Source organism: Chitinophaga sedimenti, from assembly GCF_023156195.1.
Taxonomy (GTDB): domain Bacteria; phylum Bacteroidota; class Bacteroidia; order Chitinophagales; family Chitinophagaceae; genus Chitinophaga; species Chitinophaga sedimenti.
In genome coordinates this window covers 264941-291917 of record NZ_JAKUKA010000001.1, presented here as the reverse complement: position 1 = coordinate 291917, position 26977 = coordinate 264941, and the positions used below count along the sequence as shown (strand labels likewise).

28 protein-coding genes are annotated in these 26977 nt (G+C 46.5%); 21 read left to right on the top strand and 7 right to left on the bottom strand.

Translation table 11 applies throughout. The annotated features are described in order from the left end of the window. The first annotated feature begins 112 nt into the window (after nucleotides 1–112). The 12 genes from MKQ70_RS01595 to MKQ70_RS01540 all read left to right on the top strand — a co-directional run bounded on the left by MKQ70_RS01595 (nucleotide 113) and on the right by MKQ70_RS01540 (nucleotide 9493). Nucleotides 113–310, top strand: a complete 198-nt coding sequence (locus MKQ70_RS01595; protein WP_248066868.1) for a hypothetical protein — start codon at nucleotides 113–115, stop codon at nucleotides 308–310. Next, nucleotides 250–522: an STN domain-containing protein gene (locus MKQ70_RS41890; protein ID WP_372489923.1), complete on the top strand. Its 273-nt coding sequence runs from the start codon at nucleotides 250–252 to the stop codon at nucleotides 520–522. Before MKQ70_RS01595 ends, MKQ70_RS41890 begins: the two co-directional genes overlap by 61 nt. Next, nucleotides 428–1054: a TonB-dependent receptor plug domain-containing protein gene (locus tag MKQ70_RS40900; RefSeq protein ID WP_248066866.1), complete on the top strand. Its 627-nt coding sequence runs from the start codon at nucleotides 428–430 to the stop codon at nucleotides 1052–1054. Before MKQ70_RS41890 ends, MKQ70_RS40900 begins: the two co-directional genes overlap by 95 nt. A 619-nt stretch (nucleotides 1055–1673) precedes the next feature. Continuing rightward, nucleotides 1674–2465, top strand: a complete 792-nt coding sequence (locus MKQ70_RS01580; protein WP_372489922.1) for a SusC/RagA family TonB-linked outer membrane protein — start codon at nucleotides 1674–1676, stop codon at nucleotides 2463–2465. Further along, nucleotides 2404–3486: a TonB-dependent receptor domain-containing protein gene (locus tag MKQ70_RS01575; RefSeq protein WP_248066861.1), complete on the top strand. Its 1083-nt coding sequence runs from the start codon at nucleotides 2404–2406 to the stop codon at nucleotides 3484–3486. The genes MKQ70_RS01580 and MKQ70_RS01575 overlap by 62 nt, the downstream gene beginning before the upstream one ends. Before the next feature lie 11 nt (nucleotides 3487–3497). Next, nucleotides 3498–4436 (top strand): RagB/SusD family nutrient uptake outer membrane protein, encoded by a 939-nt coding sequence (locus MKQ70_RS01570; protein ID WP_248066860.1) that lies wholly within the window; start codon nucleotides 3498–3500, stop codon nucleotides 4434–4436. A gap of 53 nt (nucleotides 4437–4489) precedes the next feature. Beyond that, the gene (locus tag MKQ70_RS01565) at nucleotides 4490–4963 is read left to right on the top strand and encodes a RagB/SusD family nutrient uptake outer membrane protein (RefSeq protein WP_372489921.1); all 474 of its coding nucleotides are present in this window, start codon (nucleotides 4490–4492) and stop codon (nucleotides 4961–4963) included. Between the two features lie 50 nt (nucleotides 4964–5013). Then, on the top strand, nucleotides 5014–5508 hold the full coding sequence (locus MKQ70_RS01560; protein ID WP_248066857.1) for a hypothetical protein: 495 nt from the start codon (nucleotides 5014–5016) through the stop codon (nucleotides 5506–5508). Next, nucleotides 5444–6322, top strand: coding sequence for a hypothetical protein (locus MKQ70_RS01555; RefSeq protein ID WP_248066854.1), 879 nt, complete (start codon nucleotides 5444–5446; stop codon nucleotides 6320–6322). The genes MKQ70_RS01560 and MKQ70_RS01555 overlap by 65 nt, the downstream gene beginning before the upstream one ends. Beyond that, nucleotides 6268–7692, top strand: a complete 1425-nt coding sequence (locus tag MKQ70_RS01550) for an MGH1-like glycoside hydrolase domain-containing protein (RefSeq protein ID WP_248066852.1) — start codon at nucleotides 6268–6270, stop codon at nucleotides 7690–7692. The genes MKQ70_RS01555 and MKQ70_RS01550 overlap by 55 nt, the downstream gene beginning before the upstream one ends. A 98-nt stretch (nucleotides 7693–7790) precedes the next feature. Beyond that, a complete protein-coding gene (locus tag MKQ70_RS01545) occupies nucleotides 7791–8471 on the top strand; it encodes a hypothetical protein (RefSeq protein WP_248066850.1) in 681 nt (226 codons plus the stop codon). Then, nucleotides 8471–9493 (top strand): tetratricopeptide repeat protein, encoded by a 1023-nt coding sequence (locus MKQ70_RS01540; protein WP_248066848.1) that lies wholly within the window; start codon nucleotides 8471–8473, stop codon nucleotides 9491–9493. The genes MKQ70_RS01545 and MKQ70_RS01540 overlap by 1 nt, the downstream gene beginning before the upstream one ends. A gap of 131 nt (nucleotides 9494–9624) precedes the next feature. Here MKQ70_RS01540 and MKQ70_RS01535 read toward each other — a convergent pair whose 3' ends face one another. Beyond that, nucleotides 9625–10308, bottom strand: a complete 684-nt coding sequence (locus MKQ70_RS01535; protein ID WP_248066845.1) for a DUF6348 family protein — start codon at nucleotides 10306–10308, stop codon at nucleotides 9625–9627. Between the two features lie 69 nt (nucleotides 10309–10377). Between MKQ70_RS01535 and MKQ70_RS01530 the strand changes: the two genes are divergently transcribed. The 8 genes from MKQ70_RS01530 (at nucleotide 10378) to MKQ70_RS01500 (ending at nucleotide 14565) form a co-directional block, all read left to right on the top strand. Next, the gene (locus MKQ70_RS01530) at nucleotides 10378–10857 is read left to right on the top strand and encodes a hypothetical protein (protein WP_248066843.1); all 480 of its coding nucleotides are present in this window, start codon (nucleotides 10378–10380) and stop codon (nucleotides 10855–10857) included. 8 nt (nucleotides 10858–10865) lie between these two features. Further along, a complete protein-coding gene (locus tag MKQ70_RS01525; protein WP_248066840.1) occupies nucleotides 10866–11096 on the top strand; it encodes a hypothetical protein in 231 nt (76 codons plus the stop codon). Between the two features lie 565 nt (nucleotides 11097–11661). Further along, nucleotides 11662–11919: a DUF6194 family protein gene (locus tag MKQ70_RS41885; protein ID WP_372490083.1), complete on the top strand. Its 258-nt coding sequence runs from the start codon at nucleotides 11662–11664 to the stop codon at nucleotides 11917–11919. 126 nt (nucleotides 11920–12045) lie between these two features. After that, nucleotides 12046–12375: a helix-turn-helix domain-containing protein gene (locus MKQ70_RS01520; protein WP_248066837.1), complete on the top strand. Its 330-nt coding sequence runs from the start codon at nucleotides 12046–12048 to the stop codon at nucleotides 12373–12375. Between the two features lie 727 nt (nucleotides 12376–13102). After that, entirely contained in the window at nucleotides 13103–13561 is a 459-nt protein-coding gene (locus MKQ70_RS01515) for a MauE/DoxX family redox-associated membrane protein (RefSeq protein WP_248066834.1), read from the top strand. A 78-nt stretch (nucleotides 13562–13639) separates the two neighbouring features. Next, nucleotides 13640–13909 (top strand): hypothetical protein, encoded by a 270-nt coding sequence (locus MKQ70_RS01510; protein ID WP_248066831.1) that lies wholly within the window; start codon nucleotides 13640–13642, stop codon nucleotides 13907–13909. Nucleotides 13910–13966: 57 nt separating this feature from the next. After that, nucleotides 13967–14242 carry a hypothetical protein gene (locus MKQ70_RS01505; protein WP_248066828.1) on the top strand — a complete coding sequence of 92 codons (276 nt, stop codon included), beginning with the start codon at nucleotides 13967–13969 and terminating at the stop codon, nucleotides 14240–14242. Between the two features lie 50 nt (nucleotides 14243–14292). Continuing rightward, the gene (locus tag MKQ70_RS01500; RefSeq protein WP_248066825.1) at nucleotides 14293–14565 is read left to right on the top strand and encodes a DUF6520 family protein; all 273 of its coding nucleotides are present in this window, start codon (nucleotides 14293–14295) and stop codon (nucleotides 14563–14565) included. Nucleotides 14566–14846: 281 nt separating this feature from the next. On the opposite strand, the gene MKQ70_RS01495 is transcribed toward MKQ70_RS01500, so the two are convergent. From MKQ70_RS01495 to MKQ70_RS01470, 6 genes are all read right to left on the bottom strand, one after another. Next, nucleotides 14847–16007, bottom strand: coding sequence for a TlpA family protein disulfide reductase (locus tag MKQ70_RS01495; protein WP_248066822.1), 1161 nt, complete (start codon nucleotides 16005–16007; stop codon nucleotides 14847–14849). Nucleotides 16008–16033: 26 nt separating this feature from the next. Beyond that, nucleotides 16034–16441 (bottom strand): RagB/SusD family nutrient uptake outer membrane protein, encoded by a 408-nt coding sequence (locus tag MKQ70_RS01490; RefSeq protein WP_372490082.1) that lies wholly within the window; start codon nucleotides 16439–16441, stop codon nucleotides 16034–16036. A 26-nt stretch (nucleotides 16442–16467) separates the two neighbouring features. Next, nucleotides 16468–17319 (bottom strand): RagB/SusD family nutrient uptake outer membrane protein, encoded by an 852-nt coding sequence (locus tag MKQ70_RS01485; protein ID WP_504909694.1) that lies wholly within the window; start codon nucleotides 17317–17319, stop codon nucleotides 16468–16470. Nucleotides 17320–17482: 163 nt separating this feature from the next. Then, nucleotides 17483–20800, bottom strand: a complete 3318-nt coding sequence (locus tag MKQ70_RS01480; RefSeq protein WP_248066817.1) for a SusC/RagA family TonB-linked outer membrane protein — start codon at nucleotides 20798–20800, stop codon at nucleotides 17483–17485. Between the two features lie 332 nt (nucleotides 20801–21132). Beyond that, nucleotides 21133–22128, bottom strand: a complete 996-nt coding sequence (locus tag MKQ70_RS01475; RefSeq protein WP_248066815.1) for a FecR family protein — start codon at nucleotides 22126–22128, stop codon at nucleotides 21133–21135. Nucleotides 22129–22337: 209 nt separating this feature from the next. Then, entirely contained in the window at nucleotides 22338–22835 is a 498-nt protein-coding gene (locus tag MKQ70_RS01470; protein ID WP_248066812.1) for an RNA polymerase sigma factor, read from the bottom strand. 743 nt (nucleotides 22836–23578) lie between these two features. Between MKQ70_RS01470 and MKQ70_RS01465 the strand changes: the two genes are divergently transcribed. Beyond that, nucleotides 23579–26977, top strand: coding sequence for an alpha-L-rhamnosidase (locus MKQ70_RS01465; protein ID WP_248066809.1), 3399 nt, complete (start codon nucleotides 23579–23581; stop codon nucleotides 26975–26977).

The following is a 26977-nucleotide window of genomic DNA, read 5'->3' as shown; positions in this document are numbered from 1 at the left end:
GGCAAAATCATTGGGTTTCTTCTTCTTAAACCGTAAATCCAAAGTTATGAAAAAAAATGCACCTCCCGCCCCGGGAGGACAGGCGCTACGTCTGTTTAAATTTCTACTATGTATGAAGCTTTCCGTGTTAATCATTCTATTTACCGTTACCCAGGTGAGTGCTGCGAAGGTCTTCAGTCAGACCATCACCGCCAGCTTTGAAAGGGCGGAACTGCGCACGATCCTGAACGTAATTGAAAAAAGGCGAAAGTGCGGTTTGTGTATAATTACGACCTCCACCTGCTTCATCGCAAAGTCGATTTTGCGGTGAAAGACGCCCGTTTATCCGATGCCCTTGACAAGTTATTGGAGAACTCCGGTTTGCGCTACCGCGATATGGGAAACAACATGATTGTGATCGTACCGCGTACGGAAGTAACGGCCACAGGTGGCCGTTTCCGGCATCGTAACGGACCAGCAAAACCAACCGCTGCCCGGCGTGACCGTCAATGTAAAGGGTACTGCTTTAGGTACTACTACTAACGATGGGGGCCGTTTTACGCTGAACGTGCCCAACACAACAGACATTCTCGTTTTTACTTTTATAGGATTCACCTCGCAGGAACTGCCGCTGAATGGCCGTACATCTTTGAGCGTAACGATGGTCGCTTCGTCCAGCAACCTGAACGAAATGGTGGTGGTAGGTTATGGCACGCAGAAGAAACAAAACGTGACCGGCGCCATTGCTTCCGTGCCCATGCAGGAAATCCGCGACATGCCTGTATCCAACGTAGCCCAGGCATTACAGGGCAAAATTGCCGGCGTGGTGGTACAGCAAAACTCGGGTAGTCCGGGCAGAACGCCAGCCATTAAAGTACGCGGTTTTGGATCGATATCCGCCGGCACCAGTCCTTTGATCGTGGTAGATGGCAATATCGTTTCGTCCGCTATTTTCGGTCTGTTTGATGCAGAAGAAATAGATAAGATCGACGTACTGAAGGATGCCTCGTCCGCCGCGATCTACGGCTCCCGCGGCTCCAACGGCGTAGTACTGGTCACCACGAAAAAGGTGTAGCCGGCAAAGCACGCATGAACCTCAACGCCTACACCGGCTTCCAGCAGGTAACGGAAAAACTGGATATCCTGAACTCCCGTGAGTTTGCCGAGTTCTCTATAGAAGCCGCCAACAATGCTTACCTCGATAACGTACCGGGTGCACAGATTACAGATCCCAACAACGTAAGACCCTCGAACTATCTGCGTTACCGCTATCCCCGCGGCGACCTGTTCGACTGGTTCAACTTCGACGATCCTGCAAAAGTGGCGGCCCTGCCCGATTATAAATACCAGGACCTGATTTTCCGCACCGCGCCGATCAGCAACTTCCAGTTCTCCGCCAACGGTGGTACGGATAAGGTACAATATGCCATCAGCGCGGGTTACCTGAAGCAGGACGGCATCATCAAAAGATCTAAAATGGACCGCTACACCCTGCGGGCCAATGTAGATATACGCCCAACCTCCAAACTGAGCCTCGGCGTTAACATCAACCCTTCTTATAAAATTACCCAGGAAGTACGTTCAGATGGCCACTGGGCAGACAATGGCATTATCAATGCAGCACTGACCGCGTTGCCAATGGCTCCCATCTATAACGAAAACGGGGGTACTCTTCGCAAACCGCACTGGCGGCTATGTACAACCTGCCGGGTATTACCAATCCGGTGGCGAACATTACGGAGTACAACAGCAAGTTCGACCAGATCAACTTGTTGTCGAACGCGTGGGCGGAGTACGCATTTTTACCGAACCTGAAATATCGTTTATCAGCAAACGCCAACCTGTACGCCAATCGCAGGAACGCTTACACCACCTCTAAAATGCCGCTGAACCAGCAGCTGCCGCCTACCGCGGCCGTGGGCTCCTCGTTCTCGGAACAGGGCGTAAGCTGGCTGGTGAACCAGGTATTGAGCTACAACGTATCATTTAACGATGCGCACAACCTGGAGGTGCTGATTGGCAGCGAATCCAATAAACTACAATACCAGAGCGCCAATGGCGCCGGCGGCATCTTCGCCAATGATATCGTACAAACGCTGAATGCTGCAGGACAACCTACTTCGGTGAGTTCACAGATCACGGAAAACGCCACAGTATCTTACTTTGGCCGGGTAGATTACAACTACAAAACGAAGTACCTGCTGAAGTTGTCTATACGGCGCGATGGTTCCTCCATCTTTGGGCCGGACAAGCGCTTCGGCACCTTCCCGGCTGCTTCTGTGGGCTGGCGCGTATCAGAAGAAAACTTTATGAAGAACCAGCATGTCGTATCGGAACTGAAGCTGCGCGCGAGTTATGGTTTATCGGGTAACAACTCGTTCAGCAACTACTATCCGTATGTGGGTAGTGTAGGCTCCACCAACTATGCGTTTGGCGATAACCGTAACAGGGCTGGCCATCAGCTCACTGGGCAACTCAGGCCTTAGCTGGGAGCGTAACGAACAGCTGGACCTGGGCTTAGACATCGGCCTGTTACAGAACCGCATCTCATTGTCTGTAGATTATTACGACCGTATTACCAAAGACCTGTTACTGTCCGTAAACGTGCCCACCCTTACCGGTTTCGGCTCGGCGTTCAAGAACATCGGCCGGATGAGCAATAAGGGTATTGAATTTGGTGTAAGCAGTTATAACTTCGTGGGTGCGTTTACGTGGAATACGAGTGCAAACCTGTCGTTCAACCGCAACAAAGTGCTGGCACTGGGTCCTACCGGTGCGCCGATCCTGAGCGGCAGTGGCGTGGGTGAAACCAATATCACCATGATCGGGCATCCGATCGGTAGCTTTTATGGTTATAAACAGCTGGGCATTTTCAGAGATGCGGCCGACCTCCACACCAACCCGCATGATAACACCACGCGTCCAGGCGACGTGAAATATGAAGACGTGACCGGCGACGGCATTCTTGACGCGAAAGACCGTACGATCATTGGTAACAACCAGCCAGACTTTATCTACGGCATCAATAACACCTTTTCCTTTAAAGGCATCGACCTGGGTATTTCGCTGCAGGGCACACAGGGCGGTCAGATCCTGAACCTGAGCCGCCGTTTCTTTGAAAACCTGGAAGGCGGCGGCAACAACCTTTCCATCGTGAAAGACCGCTGGCGTTCCCCGGAAAACCCCGGCAACGGCAAAGTACCAAGGGCCAATGCACGTACCACGGGTAATAACAATGCCGTTTCTTCCCGCTGGGTAGAAGATGGTTCTTACCTGCGTATCCAGAACATCAGCCTGGGTTATAAACTGCCGAAAGCATGGGTAGACCGCATCAACCTGTCGCAGGTACGTATATACGCTTCTGCGCAAAACCTGCATACCTGGAGCAAATACCTCAACTTTAACCCGGAGGTGAGCAACTATGAAGGCCCGCTTACCGGCGGTGTGGACTATGGCAGTTATCCACTGGCGAAAACCGTAACCTTCGGCATTAACATTGGCTTTTAAATTGATGCAACATGAAAAACAACTATCGTAATATATGCGCGGCAGCGGTAATAGCTTTGGCCCTGGCCTCCTGCGGCAAAGGCTTTGTGGACCTGAAGCCCGTATCGTCCACTACCACCGGCAACTTCTATCAAACGGAAGAAGACTTTAGAAATGCCGTGAACGGTGCTTACAATTCACTACGCGCAGGCGGCAACTACGGCGGTGACAGTTATGTATTTGGCGAAATCCGTTCGGACAACTCAACGCCGGTAGCATCGGGCTCTGTAACGGACCAGGATGAATTTGACCGGTTTTACATCCGCACCACCAATCCGTACATCAACAACAGGTGGAGCAACAGTTACACGGCGATTGCCCGCTGTAACGCCATCCTGGACCGCATAGACGCTATTACCATGAATGCGGCCACGAAAGACCGGTATAAAGCGGAAGCGAAGTTCCTGCGGGCATTGTATTACTTCAACCTCGTGCGTACCTTTGGTGACGTGCCATTGGTGTTGAAAGAAATTACCAACCCGGATGAGGGCTATCAATATGGCAGAAATCCGATTGGCGAGGTATATGCGCAGATCGAAAAAGACCTGGCGGAAGCGGCAGCTGTATTGCCACCCAGCTATACCGCGGCCGCAGACCGTGGCCGGGCCACACAAGGCGCTGCGAAAGCGATACTGGGCCGCGTATTGCTTACGGAGAAAAAGTACGGACCGGCGGCCGAGCAATTGAAAGCCGTTATCGACAGTAAAAAATATGACCTGGTGCCGGTGTATGCTGATTTTTTCAAAGTCAATAACAAGAACAATGTTGAGGCCATTTTTGATGTGCAGTATAAATCGGGCGGTGTTGGACAAGGCAATGGCTGGCCGAACGCTTTTGCGCCGCAGAACTCCGGTAATGCGGTGATCATGTTTGGCGGCGGCGGCAACAATATACTTCTGACGACCTGGTAAATGCGTATGAACCGGGCGACCTGCGTAAAGCGGCGACAGTAGCCACTTCCTACGTGAATGCCGGCGGCAACACCATTCCTGGCAACTTCGTCAAAAAGTACTTTGATGTGCCTGCCCTGGCTAACGATAATGCGAACAACATTCCCATTATTCGCTATGCAGATGTGATCCTTATGTATGCGGAGTGCCTGAATGAAGCGGCATATGTGGCAGACGGGCCTGCCTTCGACTACCTGAACGATGTGCGTTTCCGTGCCGGTCTTGGTGATCTGAAAGCGGCCCAGGTGCCTGACCAGGCATCATTCCGGCTGGCCATGGAGCGCGAGCGGAGAGTGGAATTTGCCTTTGAAAACCTTCGCTGGTATGACCTGGTAAGAACCGACCGCGCGATTACGGTAATCAACAGCAAAGCAACACAAATCAACCTCGTGAACCCGGTCACGCCGCAAAACCTGGTGTTCCCGATCCCGCAGAGCCAGGTCGATATTAACAAAGAGAAGATTAAACAGAACGAAGGATCTAACTAAATAAACCACTGCCTGCCGCATGCGGCAGGCAGTTTTTCAAAATACCCACTATGAAGTTACTCGCCAGCCTGGTACTACTATTTGCGACGACCGCACAAGCACAAACCATCGACACCGGCCGGTTAAATGGCAGCCACGACCTGCGGCTTCCGGCCTGGGGACCTTACTCCAAAAGGTACGCGGGCATTTCGCATATACCGGAAATGCAGTCGGGCATGCGGTTCGACTTTTCGGTATTACCTGGCTACTATCGCAACAAACTGCTGGTGCCGAACGTGCGCTTCGAATCGCAATACTTTCCCTGGCAGGTGCAGAAAGACTTAAGTGCCTTCTCTTATCGCTATGAACTGGAGTGGAAAGACCAGGTGTATACCGATGTAACCTATACCCTGCTAGACTCCACGTCCGTACAGGTATCTATGCGTTGCGTGAATAACACCGCGCTACCGCAGAACCCTTTCGCTGAACCTCATCGCCTCCATGGAATACCCCGAAGGTTACGGCGAGCGGAAATTGAAATTGGGCAGCGGTTCCCAATGGCATAATGCCATGGACTATCGTTCATTGACGTTTGCACGTAAGCGGTATGACTCCGATCTAGTGTACGATGGCTGGCTGCGCGGCGAAGTACGGCAATCTGCGCTGATTAACGGTCGCGGTGTGGGCAAAGGTTTCGGCGCACAGGCAGGCGACAAACTGGAATATGATGTAAAAGCCAGCGGCGACAAAATTGTTTTTATCTACATGCTGAAAAATGGGAAAGCATCTGCGGTGCAGCTTTCCGGAGCGATTAATCAAACAATTACTTTTACGCCAAGCGATACGCTGGCGCGACTGGAAGTTCCGTTAGCTGCAAACGGCCGCTTAACCCTTACCACACTTGGTGGTGGAGAGATTTTACTGAACGGATTCGTAGTGACTACCGATAATGCATTTACCATCGTTCCGGCTTCCATCAACAAAACACCTGTTACCGAAGAAAACCTTTCCGCACGCACGCTGTTGCTGAAATACGCAGATGTGCCGCAGTATTACGGGATCAGCTGGGATAAGGAACCTTTCAAAATAAGAAGTATCAGGAATGATGAATTAGATATTTTCCTCCGGAATGAAACCCACAACCACGTAGCAAAGGTGCTGAATGGTAATATGAAAGGCGACTTTGCCAATCTGTTTATTCGTCCGCTGGAACTGGCGCCAAATTCCGAAGCCACATACACCGCCATATTAAGCAGCGGTTCGCGTGATGCGGTATTGGCGGCCTTAAAAAAGGCGCGCCTGCCAGGCCAGTATTACGTGATACGGTGGAAGGCATCCTGCCGGAAGGCGAGAAATATTTGTTCAGCCAGCAGCTGCTGAAAAGCACCTTACTATCGAACGTGGTATATCCTGTGTATACGCAAAACCAATACATACGCCACTTTACACCCGGCAAATGGTGGAACAGCCTGTATACCTGGGACCTTGGCTTTATCGCCTTAGGACTGTCCAAAGTAAATACGGAACTGGCCATAGATGCGATCAATGCATACTTAACGCCGCCGGGCAGCCAGTCGGCCTTCGTGCATCATGGCTCTCCGGTACCGGTACAGGCCTATGCATTTTTGGAAGTATGGAATCAAACGCAGTCGAAAGAACTGCTGCACTACTTCTATCCCAGACTGAAACAATATTACGCTTTCCTCTCCGGGCAATACGGCAGTACGAGCACACGCATCTTCAATTCCGACCTGTTGCAAACCTGGGATTACTTTTACAATTCCGGTGGCTGGGACGATTATCCGCCACAGGTGGGCGTGCACAACCAGCACCTGGAAAAGCGCGTAACGCCGGTAATTACCACGGCACATGCGATCCGTTTTGCGAAGATATTGCGCATGGCCGCGAGCGCATTGAACCTAAAAGCAGATGTAAAAGCCTACGACAAAGACATCAGCCGGTTTACGGCTGCACTGCAGAAACATTCCTGGGATGCGAAGAGTGGCTATTTTTCGTATGTAAAGCACGATGATACGGGCAACCCGGCGGGCTTCTTCAACGATCCCGCATCCGGCGCCAATTTCAATATGGGACTGGATGGCGCTTATCCGCTGGTATCGGGTATTTGCACGCCTCCGCAGCGGGATACGCTGATCAACAAAATCTTTTCAGACAAACATATGTGGACGCCATCGGGCATTTGCGTGGTGGACCAGTCGGCCCCCTACTACCGCACCGACGGTTACTGGAATGGCGCGGTATGGATGCCGCACCAGTGGTTTGTATGGAAAACGATGTTAGACCTCGCCCAGCCGGAACTTGCGCGTAAACTGGCCTCGAAAGGACTGGACGTATACAAAACAGAAGCCGATGCATCCTACTATACGTTCGAGCACTTCCTGGCTGCCTCTGGTCGCGGTGCGGGCTGGCATCAGTTTTCAGGCTTATCCACCCCAGTACTGGCCTGGTTTGATGCGTATTACAAAACAGGCACCGTAACACCGGGCTTTGAAATATGGATTGAGCAGCAGGCTTTTAACGAGAACCACACTGCGTTTAATGCGCGGTTGTCGTTCGACCAGTCCACGCTGGCGCATGAGCGCACCCTATTAGTGGGTATGAACCCGGCGTTTGACTATAAAGCTACGTTTAACGGCCAAGCGGTTCCCGCGGAGCGGATAGGCAAAGGTGTATTGGCCGTGAGGTTGCCGGCGAAGAACGAGGCTGGCACTTTGCGCATCACGAATTAAACACCCCAACATTTTTCACAAAAGCCGTCAGCAAGTAATTGTTGGCGGCTTTTTTCGTAAATTAGAGTAGACCCCTTACCCCCAAAATGATATGCGTTATGAGACAAATCTGCTTCGTAATTATTTTCCTCGTTGCCTGCAAGCAACGCAGCAAACCAAAGGAGGAACCGATTCCACAATCGATCGGCTGCTATGTACCGCCTACCACCGATAAAGACTGGTACACATCCGGCAAAAAGGCGCCGCTGTTCAGTGGACTTGAAGGCGTTGACTTCCCCATATCAACAAAAAATACAGCAGTGCAACGGTACATTAACCAGGGATTGATGCTCTCGTATGGCTTTAACCATGCGGAGGCGGCACGCTCCTTCTACGAAGCCGCGCGGCTGGATTCCGGCTGTGCGATGGCCTACTGGGGATATGCACTGGTGCTGGGCCCTAACTATAATGCAGGCATGGAAGAAGATAACTTTCAACGCGCTTACCAGGCGGCCGCGAAAGCGCAGGCATTATCAGCCGGCTGCACACCGAAAGAAGCCGCGTTAATAAAAGCATTGTCTGCCCGCTACGCCGCCGCCCCACCTGCCGACCGCAAACCATTAGACATAGCTTATGCGGCGGCCATGAAAAAAGTATATGCGCAGTTTCCCTCCGACCCAGATGTGGGTGCTTTGTACGCGGAGTCCGTCATGAACCTGCACCCCTGGGATCTGTATGAAAAAAGACCAAAGCCCCCAAAGCCTGGACGCCTGAAATCATACAGGTACTGGAACACCTGATGCAGTTGCATCCCCAACATCCGGGCGCTCACCACTTTTACATTCATGCCCTGGAAGCCTCTGCCACACCCGAAAAAGCGTTAGCCAGCTCCTATGTACTGGACACGCTCGTACCCGGCGCGGGCCACCTGCTGCACATGCCATCGCATATTTACATCAACACCGGCGATTATCATCTCGGATCAATTTCCAATGTCCGCGCGGTGGCGGCAGATAGTGTGTATACAACTGCCTGCCATGCCCAGGGCGCTTATCCCCTCGCCTATTACCCGCACAACTATCATTTCCTGGTAGCCACTGCTACGCTGGAAGGCAATACAGCACTGGCCTGGCAGGCAGCGATGAAATTGCATCAACATACCTCTAAAGATATTATGCGGCAACCTGGCTGGGGCACGCTGCAACATTACTACAGCATCCCGTATTACGTAGCGGTGAAGCTTAACATGTGGGATACCATACTGGCGCTGCCTTCCCCTGCCCCCGATCTAATCTACCCCCGCGCCATCTGGCACTATGCACGCGGCATGGCGTTCCTGGGAAAGCATGATATGCCGAATGCCCGCAGATCACTGGACAGCCTGCAACTGCTTGCTGCCGATACCACCTTGCAGGATATCACGATCTGGAACATCAATACAACATACGATCTTGTGCAGATCGCAGCGAAGGTGTTGTCGGCCGGCGTTGCATCACCGCCAGAAACAGCCATATCGCTGCTGAAAGAAGCGGTAGCCCTCGAAGATCAGCTGAACTATAACGAGCCGCCGGACTGGTTCTTTTCGGTACGGCATCATTTAGGTGCGGTTTTGTTGAAGGCTGCTCAGTACAAGGAGGCCGAAGCTGTTTATCGCGAAGACCTGCGTACATGGCGTAAGAACGGCTGGGCGCTGATCGGGTTGCAGCAGGCGTTAAGTAAGCAAAATAAGGAGGAGGAAGCGCGGCAGACGTTGGTGTTGTTTAAGGAGGCCTGGAAGTATGCGGATATAACGTTGGGAGGGTCTTCTGTGATTGGTGATTAGGGGTGTAAATTAGCGACCAATAACGTAAGAGGGACATTTCTCCCTCTTACTTAATTATTATAGCGATCCTATATACTTCTTATAAGTATGGGGTGCATGGACAAGGGTTTCAGCGGATGAGCATAGGACGCTTATACGTTTACTGCATCGAACGCATCGCACCGCCTGAACATCATAAACTGTTTCTGCCCTAAAAACGTTCCCACCTGCGCCCAACCGGCCGCATAGGCACGCACGGCGGCCACGCCTTCCGGCCACACTTCATTGTTCAGCAGGCATTCCGCGATGATCTCATTGTCCTGGTACCTGGCTACATACACCTTCAGCCAGTTCAGCTTCCTGTCCGGCAACATACCAGCCAGCCTGGTTTTAAGCAAATCGAATATAGGCTCACCCGCGGGTTCTGCTTCCCACTGCCCTTGCAGCGACAGCGCGCCGATACGTGGGTGCCAGAGTACGCCACGGGCATCGTTAAAATCTACCTCGGGATCGTGCCCATCGAGGAAGCTATCGGCGATAGCGGGGAACGTGGTGGCGAGATAATTGTCCAAAACAGTTTCCACCTTTTCTTCCAGCGTATTGCCTACGCCTACTATGTTTTCGATAATGCCTTCGGGGAAGTAATCCGCATTTTTCGTGGTGATCAGCAGGTGTATAAGCGAAGGATGATAATCCGGCGAATCAATAATGGACGTAGTGATATCCAGCGCGCCGGAAACGGTGAGCTGGTAGCCGGTGGTGGCAATATCGATAAGGTAACCCTGCGCCATCAGGCGACGGGCGAGGGCTTGGAGGAGGTATTGATCTGGCAACATGGGGCAAAGTTACTTTGCGGTTGACTATTTCTTACATTTGCGCAAACATTTTTTCACCTTACCTATACCATGAATCAGCAGGACACCATCTTCGACAATGATTTCGACGAACAAAATGCGCCCCGGCGTCGCGAGCTGATGCCCAAATGGCTAATCGTTTATATGTGGATCGTCATAATTTTCGGGATAGGAATGCTGGCTTATGCCGCATTTTCCATACCTGTATTCGACACCAATGATGCACGGGCCCATGACCCGGAAAATGGGGGTGCTTATCGTACAGGAGCGTGGATCGGCCAATTTATTCCGGGCATATTAATTCTTTTTATGGGAGAACTTGTACGGTCAGAAAAAAAGAGCGCTATCCGGTTCAACCTGGGCGTTGCTATCGTATGGACGGCCTACGTAATGCTGATGGTATTGGCAGCGGGGCCAAGAGCCTTGCTGATCGGGATGCTTATTCCGGTATTCGTGCCTTATTGGATAGGCTTGTTTTCCATCCAGCGCAAATGGGAGAAAGAGGCTGTAGGCGGGGCGCGACGATTTTAGTATTTTGCATGATGACGCACCAACAAATGATTGACTTCAAAACCCGCCTGAAAGCGGCCGGCGAGCTCCTTATCAAAGACCGCATCGCCACCACCCAACTGGCAATCGACAATGCACAGGAAGCGGCTAACAACGAAGGCAAAAGTTCAGCAGGCGATAAATACGAAACCGGCAGAGCGATGGGACACCTGCAAAAGACATGTACGCACGGCAACAGGTGGAAAATAGGAAGGAACTAGACCTGTTGCAAAAAATAAACGTCGCGGCTGTTTATCCTCATGCACAACCTGGTGCTTATGTAAGATGTGCGGATCATTCCTTTTTCATTGCTGCGGGACTAGGGAAACAGGACGCTGTGTTTTTCCTTTCGCCTGGGGCGCCACTGGCGAAGGTGCTTTTACATAAAAAGGCGGGGGATAAATTTCTATTTAATAAAAATGAGATAACAATTCTGGAGGTCTTTTAACCTCCGCATTTTTGACTGCCGCGACGGGATCATCGCGTTTGAAGCTATTTCCCTTGCCTGTAAACGAATACCCTACTGTCGGCGGTAATATCGTAGGCATATGCAACAGCGATACTGGACTTTATGTTACTATTGTACAAAAGAGTAAGCAATTGCAAAAGTAAAAATGATACGCAGAAATTTTCGCTAATTATTATAGCGAAAATCGAACAACACATCAGTACCCTGCCAAACACCGAAAAGTCCTGAACTTCAGTTATACCTTCCTTTTTCTACGATGCCGATCATACTTTACCCCTTCGTAAGTATCGCAGATTCCGACAACGAAATGACCAGGTATCGAACATTTCACGGCAGGCATTGTACCGGATTACATCGGCGCGCCTAAAGACACCTATGCTAAGTTGTTCCCGGCCGGAGAGCAACAATGGGACTTCACAACATTGAATACACTCATGCCACATCCACATTATGCTGCCCAGCACTATATCTGTATACTGAGTCCCGCAGAGGAGAAGCTACAGAAGATTTATGATCTGATTGACGAAGCGCATGCCATGGCGAAGCGGCGGTTTGAGCGGAAACACCTCAAATAAAGCCGCCAGAGAGGTTATACTTCAGTGGAAGCAAGTAAATTAGCCCATCGCGCCTTGAAAGGCGCGCACGTTTATGAGCAATATGTCCATCCCCACATATATCGTATAACCATAAAATTGTTAGATATGTTTGTAACAGAAGACGAAACGAAAGCCCTCCAGGATGTAAAAGACTACATCGATTTAAGCAGTCCCGAACGTGTTGAGATCAACCACCTGATAATGATATCTGGTCTCACAAAAACCAAACTGACACGCGGATTTAAATATGTTTTCAACATCACTATCTACAGGTACTGGCTTGAGCGGGCAATGACTATAGCCAAAGCTATGATCGAGGACGGCATGCAGGTGAAAGAAGCAAGCATCATGCTTAAATACAGCACCATCGGTAGCTTCGCGAGGGCGTTCAAATCGGTCCATAAAACAAATCCTGCTGAATTTAAAAAGCAGTGAAGTGACTTTTTTGTCACCTTTTAAATTTTGTTAGTTAGATTGGCTGGTGTAATTTGCCTGAAGAACGAAAGACACACAGAGGAAATGTTGACCACTTAGAGATTATGTTGACCACGTGTTTTATGAATAATGGATTTGTATAGCCCGGATTTTAGATTGAAAGATACCCACCGGAATGAAAATAGATTCTCTTTGACTATGCAACCTCCCGCTAAACGCGTTGTTACATCTGTACAGAGTTTCATACAAACCTAAATGATTAATTCAGTTCAAAAGGTGGGTACTAAGTAAGCAATCCTAGTCATCTATCGGAAACGTACATCCGGCATACAAAATTTTATTGTTTCCAAGGGAGATTGTCTGCTATAATATCTAGATCCGTCGTCTGAATTTGAAAGAATTTAACTACGATCTCATGTAAGCAGACGGTACAGAACTATAACTGCTAGCTCATAGGCAATCAAAAAGTCCGCGATTAGAGCGAGCACACCTAAACTTGAAATACATCAGCACCGTCCAGCTATTCTTTAGAACATTAATTTCTATTGACCCAAAAATCAAAAAATCTTTAAAAAGACAGGTTATGAAGGCACCTAAATGCCGATTATTATTGAATAGATTATGTACCAAGTAGCGCCTTAAAATCGGATTTAGATCTCGTTTAAAGTTAACACCCTTCGCCAGTCTTAAAAGTTTAATGAAAAATTGCGGTTTAAATAATAACAACATGAAAAAATCGATAATAACTGAGGCTATTTGTTATTTCTTCTTTTTACTATTTACCTACACAGCACTTAGTAAGTGGTTTATATTTCCATTGTTTGTAGACGATCTAGGTAGAGCACCCTTTACGTCTCAATATCCAATACTTTTCGCTATCACAGTACCTGCAATGGAACTAATAGTTGCAGTTCTTCTACTTTTTAACCGCACCAGGCTTTTAGGTTTAACTGGAGCACTGGTTTTAATGTTGGCCTTTACAATATACGTTGGTTATGTACTTGGGATGACAACTGAACGCCCTTGTTCATGTGGAGGGATTTTCAGAAATATGACTTGGAAAAACCACATGTATTTCAATAGTCTATCGACAGTACTGGCAGCAGTAGGCCTGCTAATCCACGCTCAAAAAACAAGCTTGATAAGCCGATCAACGCCTGATAGTAGTGGTCAATTTACATCTTGAGATATTATTGCAATATATATAAGGGGTAGCCGAAAACCTTAAGAGTAGGCATTATACTTAACACAAAAAGTTAAATTTATGAAAAGCGCAAAAATCCTCATTACAGCTTGCCTTGTAGTAATTGCAGCAATTGGTGCAATTGCATCAGCCAAAATGCAAAATGTAACTTTGTATTATTACATTGACCCCGCCCAGCCTCAGTTAGGAACTGACTCTGACAATTTTAGCGTTTCTTGTCCAATTGAAGCTGAAGGTTGCATAGTATTTGTAACCAAAGACGGTTTAAATGCAAATCGTCAACTGTACACTGATGCTGCCGCACAGCATCCTATTGCACCTGAAGAATAGTAGGCTGGTAACTATACGCCGAATTCTCTTCTATCAAGGAATTAAAAAGAAAAAAATATGAGAAGGGCAAAATTAATACTCACGATCGCTCTAACGACAACTGCAACATTGGCAGCCCTTGCTTCTAGATTCAAGGCAATGACCGTACAATACTTTTATATCGACGAAATGAATCCGAGTTTAGGCACCGACTCCGATGATTTCGGTGTTCTTTGTGGACGCGAAGATAAAATAGGATGTATTGTCTTTGTTACAAAAAATGGCCTTAATGAAATGAGGCAGCTATACTTGGATTCTGCAGGACAAATTCCATTGGGTCCGGATGACGATTGACGGTACACATTGTTTCTTCTTTATTCACTAATTCAATAAAAAGCTCTTTTATGAAAAAAGCTAAAATTCTGATCGCAGCCTCTTTGCTGCTTGTAGCAGCAGCTGGTGCGTTCGCTTCATCTCAAAATACAACAACCACACTTTGGTTTTACATTGATGACCAAAATCCTTCCCTGGGAACTGATTCCGACGACTTTACCGTTAGTTGTCCAAGGGAAGCTCTGGGTTGTGAAGTTTTTGTTACCAAAGATGGTATTAATGAAATAAGGCAATTGTATACTGATGCAGCAGCACAGCACCCCGTTGCCCCTCAATTACCATAAGTTTCGTCGAAAACAATAATAATTGCAACAAAAGGTGGGCTAAATAGCCTACCTTTTGTCATTTATCACTATTATTCTTCGCAACAATACATAAAAGCTTTCTTTTACACTTTATCAAATCAAGTCCATTGTTTTGCAATTGCTTCCGAAGTTCATCATAATCGTACAAGTCACCCTTAAGTTCTATATCGATCCCCATATCAAATCCTCTATCGTCAAATATGGGTGGAATACTATTTGCCGAATTGCCGTAAGTTCGCATCAATGTACCTTGAAAAACACTAACTAAATCTTTGAAAGTCAAAAGAACTCCTTTTAAACCGTTCACATGATCCAAATACATCTCTTTTCTTCTTTTTTGATCGCAACTTATACACTTTATTTGAATCCAACACGATAAAAGAATAAGCATCCACAGTTCGCTCTTCGAGAACAGTTTTGAAGCAAAATGTCCTATGAATGTCCTCAAGTAATATTTTGCGCTGAAGGTTATCGTTATTTATCGATTGTTTATTGTATTGAGAATATGAATACATATTTCTGCCCGTAGCCTCATCCTTTCTACCGAACAACTCCTTTCTATCGCATTCTACTATTATACTTCTATTAACCAAATGATACAGCGAATCATTGAAAGACCAACCATAGGGCTTCCCAAAATACGCATACAACAGCATTTCCTGCAAATCTCGCCCGAACATCTCTAAGCATCCCGGAATATTAGTTTTCCTATTCATCAGCGGCATTCTCGGATTCCATGTAGTTATCAAACTCCTGCTAATAAAACAGGTATCACTTCCCCCATTACTTTGTTGCCCATTTGTTAGCAATGGCAATTCAGTATTATATTGAGAACTGGTTCTAGGCTCATTTCTTGAATACTGTCGGTTATACGAAAAATCTCTTTTACCAGCCATAAAATTTCTCATATCAAACGTAGTCAGCTTTGTTGCTTTCCCAACGATAATGCCCTCCGGATTTACGACAAAAATAGTCGGCACACTCATTAACGCAAACCTTTCTGTTAACGTACTATCAAAACCAGCTATAAAGGACAGGTTGTTCCGTCGAGATTGATCTTGAAAGATCGCTTTTAGTAGCTGTTCGTCGCTATATTTCCCAACTTGCATACTACGAAGTGAGTTATTATATTGACCTAACATAACGACGTTAACAGAATCTTTAAGCTCATCCTGTAGCCTTTGCATACTTGGAAAACTCGCAATACACCCCGTACAGATCCTAGTCCAAATATCCACGATTAGCCATTTACCACGAAAATCGGATAATGACAACCTCGGCTTATTGTAATTTTTAACATCGTTAATCGAATATTCTCCAATTGGTTCACCAATCTTGGGATAGGATAACTCAGATTGAGCAACTACCCTGACAGTAGACGAAAAAAAAATTAAAGACAATAAAAAAGGGCGTATGCTCATAAGAAATGGTTTTAATGAGGTTAACACTAATTATAACTTGGGTTCTGATCGAGATTTGTACCATTCTGCGTGTCTGAAAACGGAAGAGGCCATAATTGTTTTCGGGTATCCCATGTAATACCCTTAAAGGAGGATACCGCCATCATTACAGCATCCACCTTACCCAATCTTTTAATATCCAACCATCGATGTCCTTGCTCTGTGAAAAGCTCAAGTTGTCGTTCTTCAAAAATTGCCTCTATTAAATCGTCTTTAGTTATAGTTGGGTTCGTAATCTTAATCAAAGATAACCCCGCCCTATTTCTTATCATATCTAGATCATCTATTGCTTGACTTACCTTGTCTTGCTTCACCCTTGCTTCCGCTCGTATAAGATATTGCTCCGCAAGGCGCAACAAAACGGAATATTCGCTCGCTATAGCCGCAGTTCTAATTTTATACTTGTTTGGATAAAAATAGTCTACATTGGGGTCACCGTTTTATCGGTAAATTTAGCAATCCAAATAGTTTTTCGTTTATCTGCGGAAGTAAATGAATTTAATAAACGGGGGCTGACAGCAGTAGATCCTGCAGCACTATTTTGTGGTTTCAATGTTAAAATAAAACCAGCACCTTCCGTTGTATTTAGATTAGTGTTTGGAGCCGCCGTCATAATTTGCCAAATCGACTCCTTGCTATTCTTCAAAAAAACTTTATCAGCATCAATAATATCAAACTGCGACTTATTATTAATAACTCTGGTAGATGCCAGTTCGGCCTCCTCATATTTTTCCATATAAAGATATACTCGAGCTAAAAAAGCATCGACAACAAACTTATTAGGCCGTATCCTTTCCGTAGATAGAGAAATATTATCGTTACCTACATAAGTGTCGCCCAAGACCAGTCTAGCAGATAAAAGATCCTTGACAATCTGTTCATATACTTTTACTTTATCGTCCCTAACTGCAACAGCGTTTTCCTTATATAAAGTACTAGTAACTATTGGTATCTTCCCATAAAGATTGGTCAAATAAAAATGCCAATAGGCCCGTAAGAAAAGAGCTTCGCCAGTTAGCTGATGTTTAACTCCTTCATTTATTCCCGATGAGGCTTGAACCCCCTCAATGACGGCATTTGCCTGATAAATAAAATTATATGCAGATGTCCAAACACGATTAGTCTGTGCATCAACAGAGTTTAATGAATTGGTATAAAGCTGTTGTAAAGTCACATTCGTTGAATAATTAACTAACTCGTCGCCATAACTACCTGTTAATAAAGCCAAATAATACGGAGAAGCCTCCGCAACGTTGCCCATTGCACTGTAAATGTTTAAAAGAGCCGCCGTTGCAGTTTCCGGATTTTTAAATACAGTTTCTGTGATAAGCTGATTCCTCGGGGATCGATTTCAACGAAATCTTTGCAACCTAAATCAAATAACAGAAATAATGCTAAGAATATATTTGTATGACTTCGCCTCATAATATCAGTCTTTAAAATGTTAGTTGGATACCAGCGGTAAGTACTCGCAGGGGTGGCAAAGATGGAGCAAATCCGCTCCGTTGAGTTTCTGGATCGAGCCCTTTGAAATTTGTTATAGTAAAGAGATTCTGTCCCTGACAATATATTCTGGCAGAACTCAATCTAAAATAATTCATCCATTTGGGAGAAAGCGAATAAGATACAGACAAGTTTCTAAACCGAACAAAGGATGCATCAGTATATCTTATATCACTTTCGAGAAACAAGCTGTTGGCAGTAAATGCTGTAGTAGTATTCCGTGTAAATCTTTGAAACTTGGAAATGTCGCCTTCCTGTTGCCACCTATCCAATACCTCCGTGGGTTGATTAAAGTTTACCAGTCCCGGCGATTGATTAATTAAAAATCCAAATCCAGTTTGCTTTACAAACTGAATAGAAAAGTCTATTGAAACCCCTTTATATGAAAGGTTATTATTAATTGCACCATACCAATGTTGCCCCGTAAACACAGGAACCTTATCCTGCGTGCTTGTAATACTTCCATCTTTATTAACATCTTCAAATGTGTAAAGCCCTGAAGTGGGGTCTATACCGGTATACTTATACACAAACCTAAGATACAGTGGTTCACCTACCACATAACGGTTTTTGTATGCTGTTTTTTCTATATCCGGAAATTCTACAAGCTTTGACCAAGGTACACTAAGATTTAAAGCCGTTGTCCATGACCATTCGTTGTTAGTTATATTCACAGAGCTTAAATCAAACTCCAAACCACTATTCTGGGTCACCGCGGGTAAGTTTGCAAAAATATCGGAAAATCCGGCAACTACAGGCAAAGGATACTTAACAAGCTGATTACTAGATCGTTTTCTAAACCATGTCGTATTTAATAAGATTCGATTTTTTAAAAGCCCCATTTCTAAAGCCGTTTCAATCTGATTGATCGTTTCCCATCCATAAAAGGGATTTGTTAAGCCCTTGGGCACCAAGACAGGAACGCCGTTATAACTCAAAGAATTAGATTCATATGTACTCAAGTATGCATAGTTTGGAAGTTGATCATTCCCCGTCTTTCCCACACTCCCTCGTAATTTCAAAAGACTGATAAACGATAGTTTCTTTTGAAAAAATTCTTCCTTTGAAATAATCCAAGCGGCACCTAGCGCACCAAAGTTCCCAAACGTATTTTCCGGCCCGAATCTACTGCTGCCATCTCTACGGCCAGTCAGGTTCAGAATATATCGTTCTTTATAATTGTAGCCAACCCTTGCATACAAAGCGGAATAGTGATAAATCGAATAGTTAGTTACTAGAGCGCCTTTAGTTGCGGCGGCCGCGGGATTAGCAATTAATTCGTCATTTAAAAATCCAGAGTAAGTCTGTCTCTGACCTTCTTGATTCCGCACTTGCCAAGTTGCACCAAATAACGCATCCAAATTATGATGTCCAAATTTTCTGTTAAAATTCAGTTGAGGCTCCGCTATCCATGCCTTGACCCTGTTTGCAGCAGTAATATTAGTTCGAATAAGATCTGCATTCGCACGCGCAGGATTGCCCGCCGCAAATGGCACAATATTTACTTCATTGATCAATTGCGTATTATAGCCGAAACTTGTTTTAAATTGAAAATCGCGAAGAAAACTATATGATAATATCAGATTACTATTAAGATTATCCGTTTTCGATGTTGATCGAATTCTACTGTTACCTAATGGATTATTGAAAGTACTGTTCTCCCAATTCAAAGTACCCTCTGCATTATAAATTGCAGGGGCATTAGGAGCAAGAAAAATATTGCTTGTAAAATCACTCTGCGGAAGCCGATTGTTATTTGACGAAAAGGTCGTGCTCATATCCACTCTAAACTTTTTATCTTCCGTCGTATGAGAAAGATTAAATAGTGCCGAACCAATTCTATTTCGATAATCTCCGGGATATACGGTTGTTTCGTTTCTATAATCTCCACTAATTAGAAACTGTGTCGCAGCGCTGCCTCCAGATATCGCTGCATGTGCGTTGGTAAAATGTGCTGTACCTCCAATAAGCACGTCCTGCCAATCAGTAAAACGAGACTGATCCCATGTGCCATTAACATCGTAGTCCGCCATTCCAGGCGTCGCATTATCATTTTTAAAGGCCTCATTACGCATTTCTAAATATTCAGGCGTATTTAGCAGATCAAGTCGCCTTGTTATCGATCCCGCGCCTTGATAAATATTAAAATCCAACTTGATTTTACCACTCTTCCCCTTTTTTGTGCTGATCAAAATCACTCCATTAGCGCCTCTCGATCCATAAATCGCGGTGGCATCAGCGTCCTTCAACACTTCTATACTCTCAATATCACTAGGTCTAATACTAGCCAGCGGACTTAGATTTCCCGACGCGGCGTTTGAGTTTAGACCAATGGATTCCGAGTTAAATGGCACTCCATCAACTATATACAACGGATCGTTTCCGTTATCGATACTATTTTGGCCCCTCAATCGAACAGTTAGGGCTGCACCTGGAACACCTGAAGTCTGAGCTATATACAATCCCGGAACCTTCGACTGAAGAGCCATGAGAGGATCGCTAACTGGCTGCCTAGAAATATCAATAGCCTTGATACCACTTACACTACCGGTATTTAGCTCTCTCGGGACGCTATAATACCCCTTCACTACGGTTTCTTTCAATTGCGCCGCCGCCTCAAGCAAAACAATATCTATTTCTTTTTGTCCTCCCAACCTCAGTTCAACCGTCTCATGTCCTATATACGAGAATACTATTACATCAGAAATCTCTCCTTGAATTTCGTAATATCCGTCATTATTTGTAACTGCAACCTGCTTTTGACCTTTTATACGTACTGTTACGCTAGGAAAAGGGCTGCCGTCTTTTGTTGTCACCTTTCCCGTAATTTTCACAGGCGGCACCACCACAACCTCCGGCGCCTGTCCATTCTGCTGCGGCTTCCGCGAAATAACAATCGTCCTTTCCGATATCTTGTAGTTAACTGGTAAATTCTTGAAACAAGCCTCCAACGCCTCCTGCAGAGGAACGTTCTTCAGCTCAACGGTGACTAATAGGTCCTCAACCGTCTGGACTTTGTAAGCGAAGTAATATCCCGTTTGTTGCTCTATCTGGTCGAGTATCTTGCTTAGTGGCGCCTTCCGGGCGGAAAGGCTTACTGATTGCGCAGCCGCATTACCGAACGTATGCATAGCCGTAATCAGCATAATAACAAAAAGAAGCTGGATACGCATAATTATTTTGGTTAATAAGTCTCTTCGTTCATTCACATACGATTTCCACGCTCCACTCCGATGAGTAGAAATTTTCATACTTTTGTTTTGTAACGGTTAATAAATATTACCTACAGGGATGTTTACACCGGAACTACTGCCGGGTGCAAGTCCTAATTGCATCCGGTTTTTATTCCTGGTGAATATTGCTTTCTCTTGAGCTGTTGGTTTAGTTCGTTGCGCCTTCGGCTGCTTGCTTTTCAGATATGGTATAACTTAGCTTCCTTTTACGATGATCCTTTTGCCGCTTTCTGTTTGTTCAATGGTAAATTCAACGCCTATACCCGACAACAAATCCAGCACGGTGGCAAGCCGGCTGGTCTTGGGTACTGTAGCATTGATAAGTTCGTTTGAAATTTGGCCTTTGTAAACTACTTCCGGTCATACCAGCGGGCCAGCTGGCGCATGACGGTTTTCAGATCTGAGCCGCGGAAGCGGATCAAACCATCTTTCCACGCGATGACGGATGCATCAACGGGAAAAATCTCTATTGCCTTGGTGTTGCTAAAAAGTGCTTGCTGTCCGGGTTTGAGAGTAACGCCGGACGGAAGCGATGGTGAAGTAATGCGAACAGAACCCTCGAAAAGAGCAGTCTTAACCTGGGGTTCGTCTGCGTAGGAATTAATAGAAAAGTGGGTGCCGAGCACTTCCACTACCTGAGATCCTGCTTTCACACGGAAAGGACGGGCCTCATCTTTTTTAACCTCGAAGTAAACTTCGCCGGTAATGTTTAACTCCCGGCTGCTGCCGCTGCCAAGATCTGTGGCAAACGTCATAGACGAAGCCGCATTAAGCCAGGCCTTCGTGCCATCCGGAAGTTCGATGGCGAACTCGCCACCTTTTGGGGTAGAAATAGTGTTAATGCCAGGTGCAACTTTTTTGCCTGCCAATTGGGGATTTAAGGTGTATACAATTTTTCCTGCGGCGGACTTCTGAACATTCGCGTAACCCTGAGCGGCTACTTGTCCATTTTTATGTTGTTCCAGATCAACCACACTACCATCTGCTAATGTGAGCGTAGCGCGGCTGGCGCCAGGCGCAACATCTGCAATGGTGGTGGCAATAGCTTTAGGTTGCATTCCACGGTAATAACGTCCTCCCGCAAACAACAGCACCCCGGCAAAGAGCGCCGCTGCAGCATAAGACATCACCCGGTATATCTTTTTAGTTGTAGATCGTCTCTGTTGTATACGTGCATATGACGACAACCATAACTCCCGCTGAACAGCTACTTCATGAGCGTTCTGTGGATTGGCATCATCGTCATCCGGACCAAATAGTATCCGCTCAACAACTGAGATTTCCTCAGGTGTTGCTGTTCCACCATCATAGCGCGCTATCAGTTTATCAATTTCGTGTTGGTCCATTTATGTAAGGTTAGATTCGAGCCTTATAACTATATAATACGTCTCGAAATGTGTTGGGATGTAATAAATCACAAAAAATATAACAGAGACGGTTAAACGAATATTAACGCAGAAAAGCAGACCATGGCCTGCGTATTTTTTTTTCATTGTCTAAGCTCGTGGAAAATGTCTGATGTCAATTCAGAACAAGGAGTGTAAACGTGCGCCCATCAGGCGAAAGCGATGCAACGCTTTTTTATCAGATCTTTTACAGTATTGTAAGGTATATTCATTTCTTCACTGATCAACTTATGGGATTTATCTTCAAAACGGCTCTGAACAAACACATGTTTCATGTTATCCGGCATCTCTTCGAGTCCCCTGTTGATGAGTTGATATAGTTCTTTTAAGGTAAGGTTACTTTCTGCTGCGTTAGCTCCCTGGAGAGATAAGCATTTCAACACCTCCCGGTAATTCGCGGCTACTTTTGCACGATCGATCAGGTGCGTCGATTTGTGAAATACCACGCGATATAAATAAGAAGACACTTTCTGGTCCATATCGATTTCGATGTTCTCCCTGTTCTCCCACAAAATCAACAGCGCGTCCTGCGTCGTATCTTTTGCCTGTTCTTCGTCCCTGGTGAGTTTAAGTGCACGTCGATACAACTTCAAGCTATACCGCTCGTACAATTCGGCATACGCGTTTTCATCAGCCTCTTCTTTCATAAGCTGAAATAATTCTATGTCCTGAAGTTGCTTGTACGATTTCATATGGCACTATACCCCTTTATGTGACCATAACGTCACAATAACTAACATACCGAATGTTAATTTCAAAAAATTGTTTGGCAGAGATAAGTGTCTGATAGCAAATTGGAAGGGGTTCACCGACAAAAGACAAAGATTGGATTGAAATATTACTGCTATTCTCAAACACGCACTATATACGTTAAACGGAAAATAAGCATTCTCTTTTCATTACGAAACATTCACTAAAACTCCCGTTATTTATTAACGGTCGGCTACTAAAACCTGCAATCGAACATTCAAGATTGGTTGTAATTCAACCTCCTTCTAAGGGAAGTTAGTAAATTTTCTCCATATTTCCCACTCCCTTCGGTAAGGAGTAGCCCGGGTAAGATATATCTATTCCTGAAATTTCCAAAGATTAATACATCTGTGGCAAACGCTACGGAATAAATTTATCAAAATAATTGGTAAATGACCAATGGGGAAACCGTTAAACCAATGTTAATCCACCCCCATTCATCGTTAACATACTCTGCAATTGCCACCAATAAATGCAATTTATCTGGCATCCGTGACTCAATCAATATTACCGAACAACCAGTTATCAACGAAATAAAATGTCGTATACCTGAGATATTGTTAGTTTGACTACAACTCACTTACAGTTTCAGCTTAATTACCTTATCTTATCCCGACATTTCAGCAATGCCGGTCACGATATGAAATTAAAGACATTCGCACTTCATTTACTGCTCATCAACAGCCCAATCCTCGCCACCGCACAAACATCCATCGGCGGTTTAAAAACAGAATATGCGGTAACGCCTTTGGGCATAGATATTCCCGCCCCCAGGTTCAGCTGGAAAATGAACGCCACCCAACGCGGTGCAGCGCAGCAGTCTTACCAGCTAATCGTGAAAGATGAAAAGGGCATGGAAGTTTGGAACTCCGGGAAAGTAAACACCAGCAACTCGCTAAATATCATTTACCAGGGAAAAAAGCTCTCCCCGCAAACCCGTTACTCCTGGTCGCTGGCGGTCTGGGATCAAACTAAAAGGAAACTCACCGCGGACTCGTGGTTCGAAACAGGACTGATGACCGGCAAAGCAGCCTGGAACAACGCGCAGTGGATCGGGGGCGACGACAACGACCTGCCCTTCTATTCGGATTATCTTCCCGTGTTCAAAATAAGCTATAGTATCCAGTTTGATGAAAATAGTACCCGCGCGGGTTTTGTGTACGGCGCCAATGATCCGCGGTTGATGGACCGGCATAAAAATATCTACCACCTGGAAAATGCGCGCGACAGCTCCTACATCCTGGCAGAACTGGACATATCAAAAATGCCTGCGTTGCTGAACATCTACCGGGTAGGGTATGCGCCTGCCGATAAACGTGATGTTCCCCTTAAATCGTTTCCTATACCACAGGCAATCATCAACGAGCGCAACTGCCGTGATAAGCATTCCGTGCATATTTCTTCCGTGATGGGGAATACAAAGTTTTATATTAATGAACACCTGGTGGGCCAGGCCGGTATGAACCCGCTTGGACAGGGCGGTGACTACATAGCCTTCCCCTTGGTAGCCAACATCGGCTTCCGGGTGCCGGAAAAGCAACTGGTGCATTGGTCAGATATTAAGGTGTGCAACTACAGGAACCCTTCGAATACGCTGCGTACATTACCCAACGTAACTACCACGGCTGGATTCCGGGTATCAGATCCATCCAGGAATGCGATGCCTATGCTTCGTACGGTGTTCACGGCACGCCAGGCCCCCATCGCGAAGGCCCGGCTGTACGTAACCGCGCGCGGGATTTATGATCTGTATGTGAATGGCCACAGGATCGGGAACGATTACTTTAATCCTGGCTGCACACAGTACAACCTCACACAGCTTTACCAGACATTCGATGTTACAAAGGAAATTAAACAGGGCAAGAACGCCATCGGCGCTATCCTCGGCGAGGGCTGGTGGAGCGGCGGCAGCACTTATATGGGAGAAGCCTGGAATGTTTTTGGCGACCGGCAGTCATTGCTGGCGAAACTGGTGATCACACATACCGATGGAAAAGAAGAAGTGATTGTTACTGATCCGGCCTCCTGGCGCTACTTTAACGATGGCCCCACCGTCTACAGCAGCTTCTTCCAGGGCGAGGTATATGATGCCTCCAAAGAAGCAGCGGTGCAAGACTGGTCCACCGCGGGTTATAACGACAGCCACTGGCACCAATCAGTAACCGTATCAACGGACGGTCATGTGAACAACGACCCTAAAAGCAATGCGCCCGATATGCCGCTTGCCAACAACTTCGACCATCTCGATATCGTCGGTCAGTTTGGCGACGCGGTAAGAGAGATAGCGGAACTTAACGCCACCTCCGTCACGGAAACCCGCCCAGGCGTTTTCGTGTACGACATGGGGCAAAATATTGCCGGTGTTCCGCATATCACATTAGATAATCTTAAAGCGGGAAAAGAAATAAAACTGCGCTTTGCGGAAGTAACGTATCCCGACCTGCCCGAATACAAGGGGCATGTCGGCATGATCATGCTGGAGAATATACGGGCAGCCATGGCGCAGGATATCTACATCACACGTGGCGGAAAGGAAGCTATTACGCCACGGTTTACCTATCACGGCTTCCGCTATATTGAGGTAACAGGCATTGAAAAAGCATTACCGCTCAGCGCCATTAAGGCGAGGGTACTCAGTTCCATTCATCAATCCACTGCCGGCTATTCCACCTCCAACCCCGACGTCAACAAGTTATGGAATAATATTAATTGGTCGGCCCGCGGCAACTTTATTTCGATCCCGACCGATTGTCCGCAGCGCAATGAACGCCTGGGATGGAGTGGTGACATCTCCGTATTTTCAGAAACCGCCACTTACCTCGCCGACCTTCCTCTCTTCCTGAAAAGGCATATGCGGGCCATGAGGGACGTACAGCGGGCAGACGGCTGCTTCTCCGACGTAGCGCCGATCGGCGGCGGATTTGGCGGCGTATTGTGGGGCAGTGCGGGCATTACGGTGGCCTGGCAGAGTTATCTTCAGTATGGAGATGAAAGTCTGCTGCAGGAGCACTACACCGCCATGAAACGTTATATCACCTTTCTGCGCACCCGCATCGACAGCACCACGCATGTATTAGACGATAAAGACAGGAAGAACTGGGGCAGCTTGGGCGACTGGCTGAGCCCGGAATACGACAGGACAGAAAAATCGCTGTTATGGGAAGCCTACTTCGTGTACGACCTGGACGTGATGCGGAAAATAGCGCTCATTTTACAAAAGAAAGAAGATGCCGCCAGCTTCGAAAAACTTTATGCGGAAAGAAAAGCATTCTTCAACAAGACCTACATCGATAACGGTAAAACCGCCTTCCGTGGCAAGCTGATCGACAACCAGGCTTCTTACGCCGTGCCGCTGGCGCTGAATGTATTCACGGACCCGCAACAGGCAGCGGCAAATCTGGCCACCACCGTTATCAGAACGAATAAGTCGGATGATGGCCGGGAACTGCCGGCGTATTCCTTAATGACCGGGTTCATTGGCACGGCCGCCATACTGCCTGCCCTGTCGGATCAAGCCGTGGCATATAAACTGTTGCAACAAACCTCCTACCCTTCCTGGTTATACCCTGTAAAACAAGGCGCCACTACCATCTGGGAGCGTCTCAACTCCTACACGCATACCGATGGATTCGGCGGCAATAACAATATGAACTCCTTTAACCACTACTCATTTGGCGCCGTTGGAGCATGGATGTTAGGGCGCTCGCTGGGTATTGCCCGAGATGAGCAGAGCCCCGGCTTTAAGCATTTCGTGCTATGCCCGGAGCCCGATCCGACAAAAAGCATTACGCATGCGGAAGGGTTTTATGAATCGATGTATGGTCGTATCGAGAGCTCGTGGAAGATAACAGGTACTACTATTAATTATCGCGTAGTGATACCGGCGAATACGTCGGCGAATTTGCTGATACGGGCCAACAACATCCGGGAAAAGGGGCAATCCTTAGCCGACGTAAAAGGCGTTAAATACATCGGACAACGTGGCGACAAACAGGTGTTTGAGCTGCCGGCCGGCGTGTATGAGCTGGAAGCGCAGTAG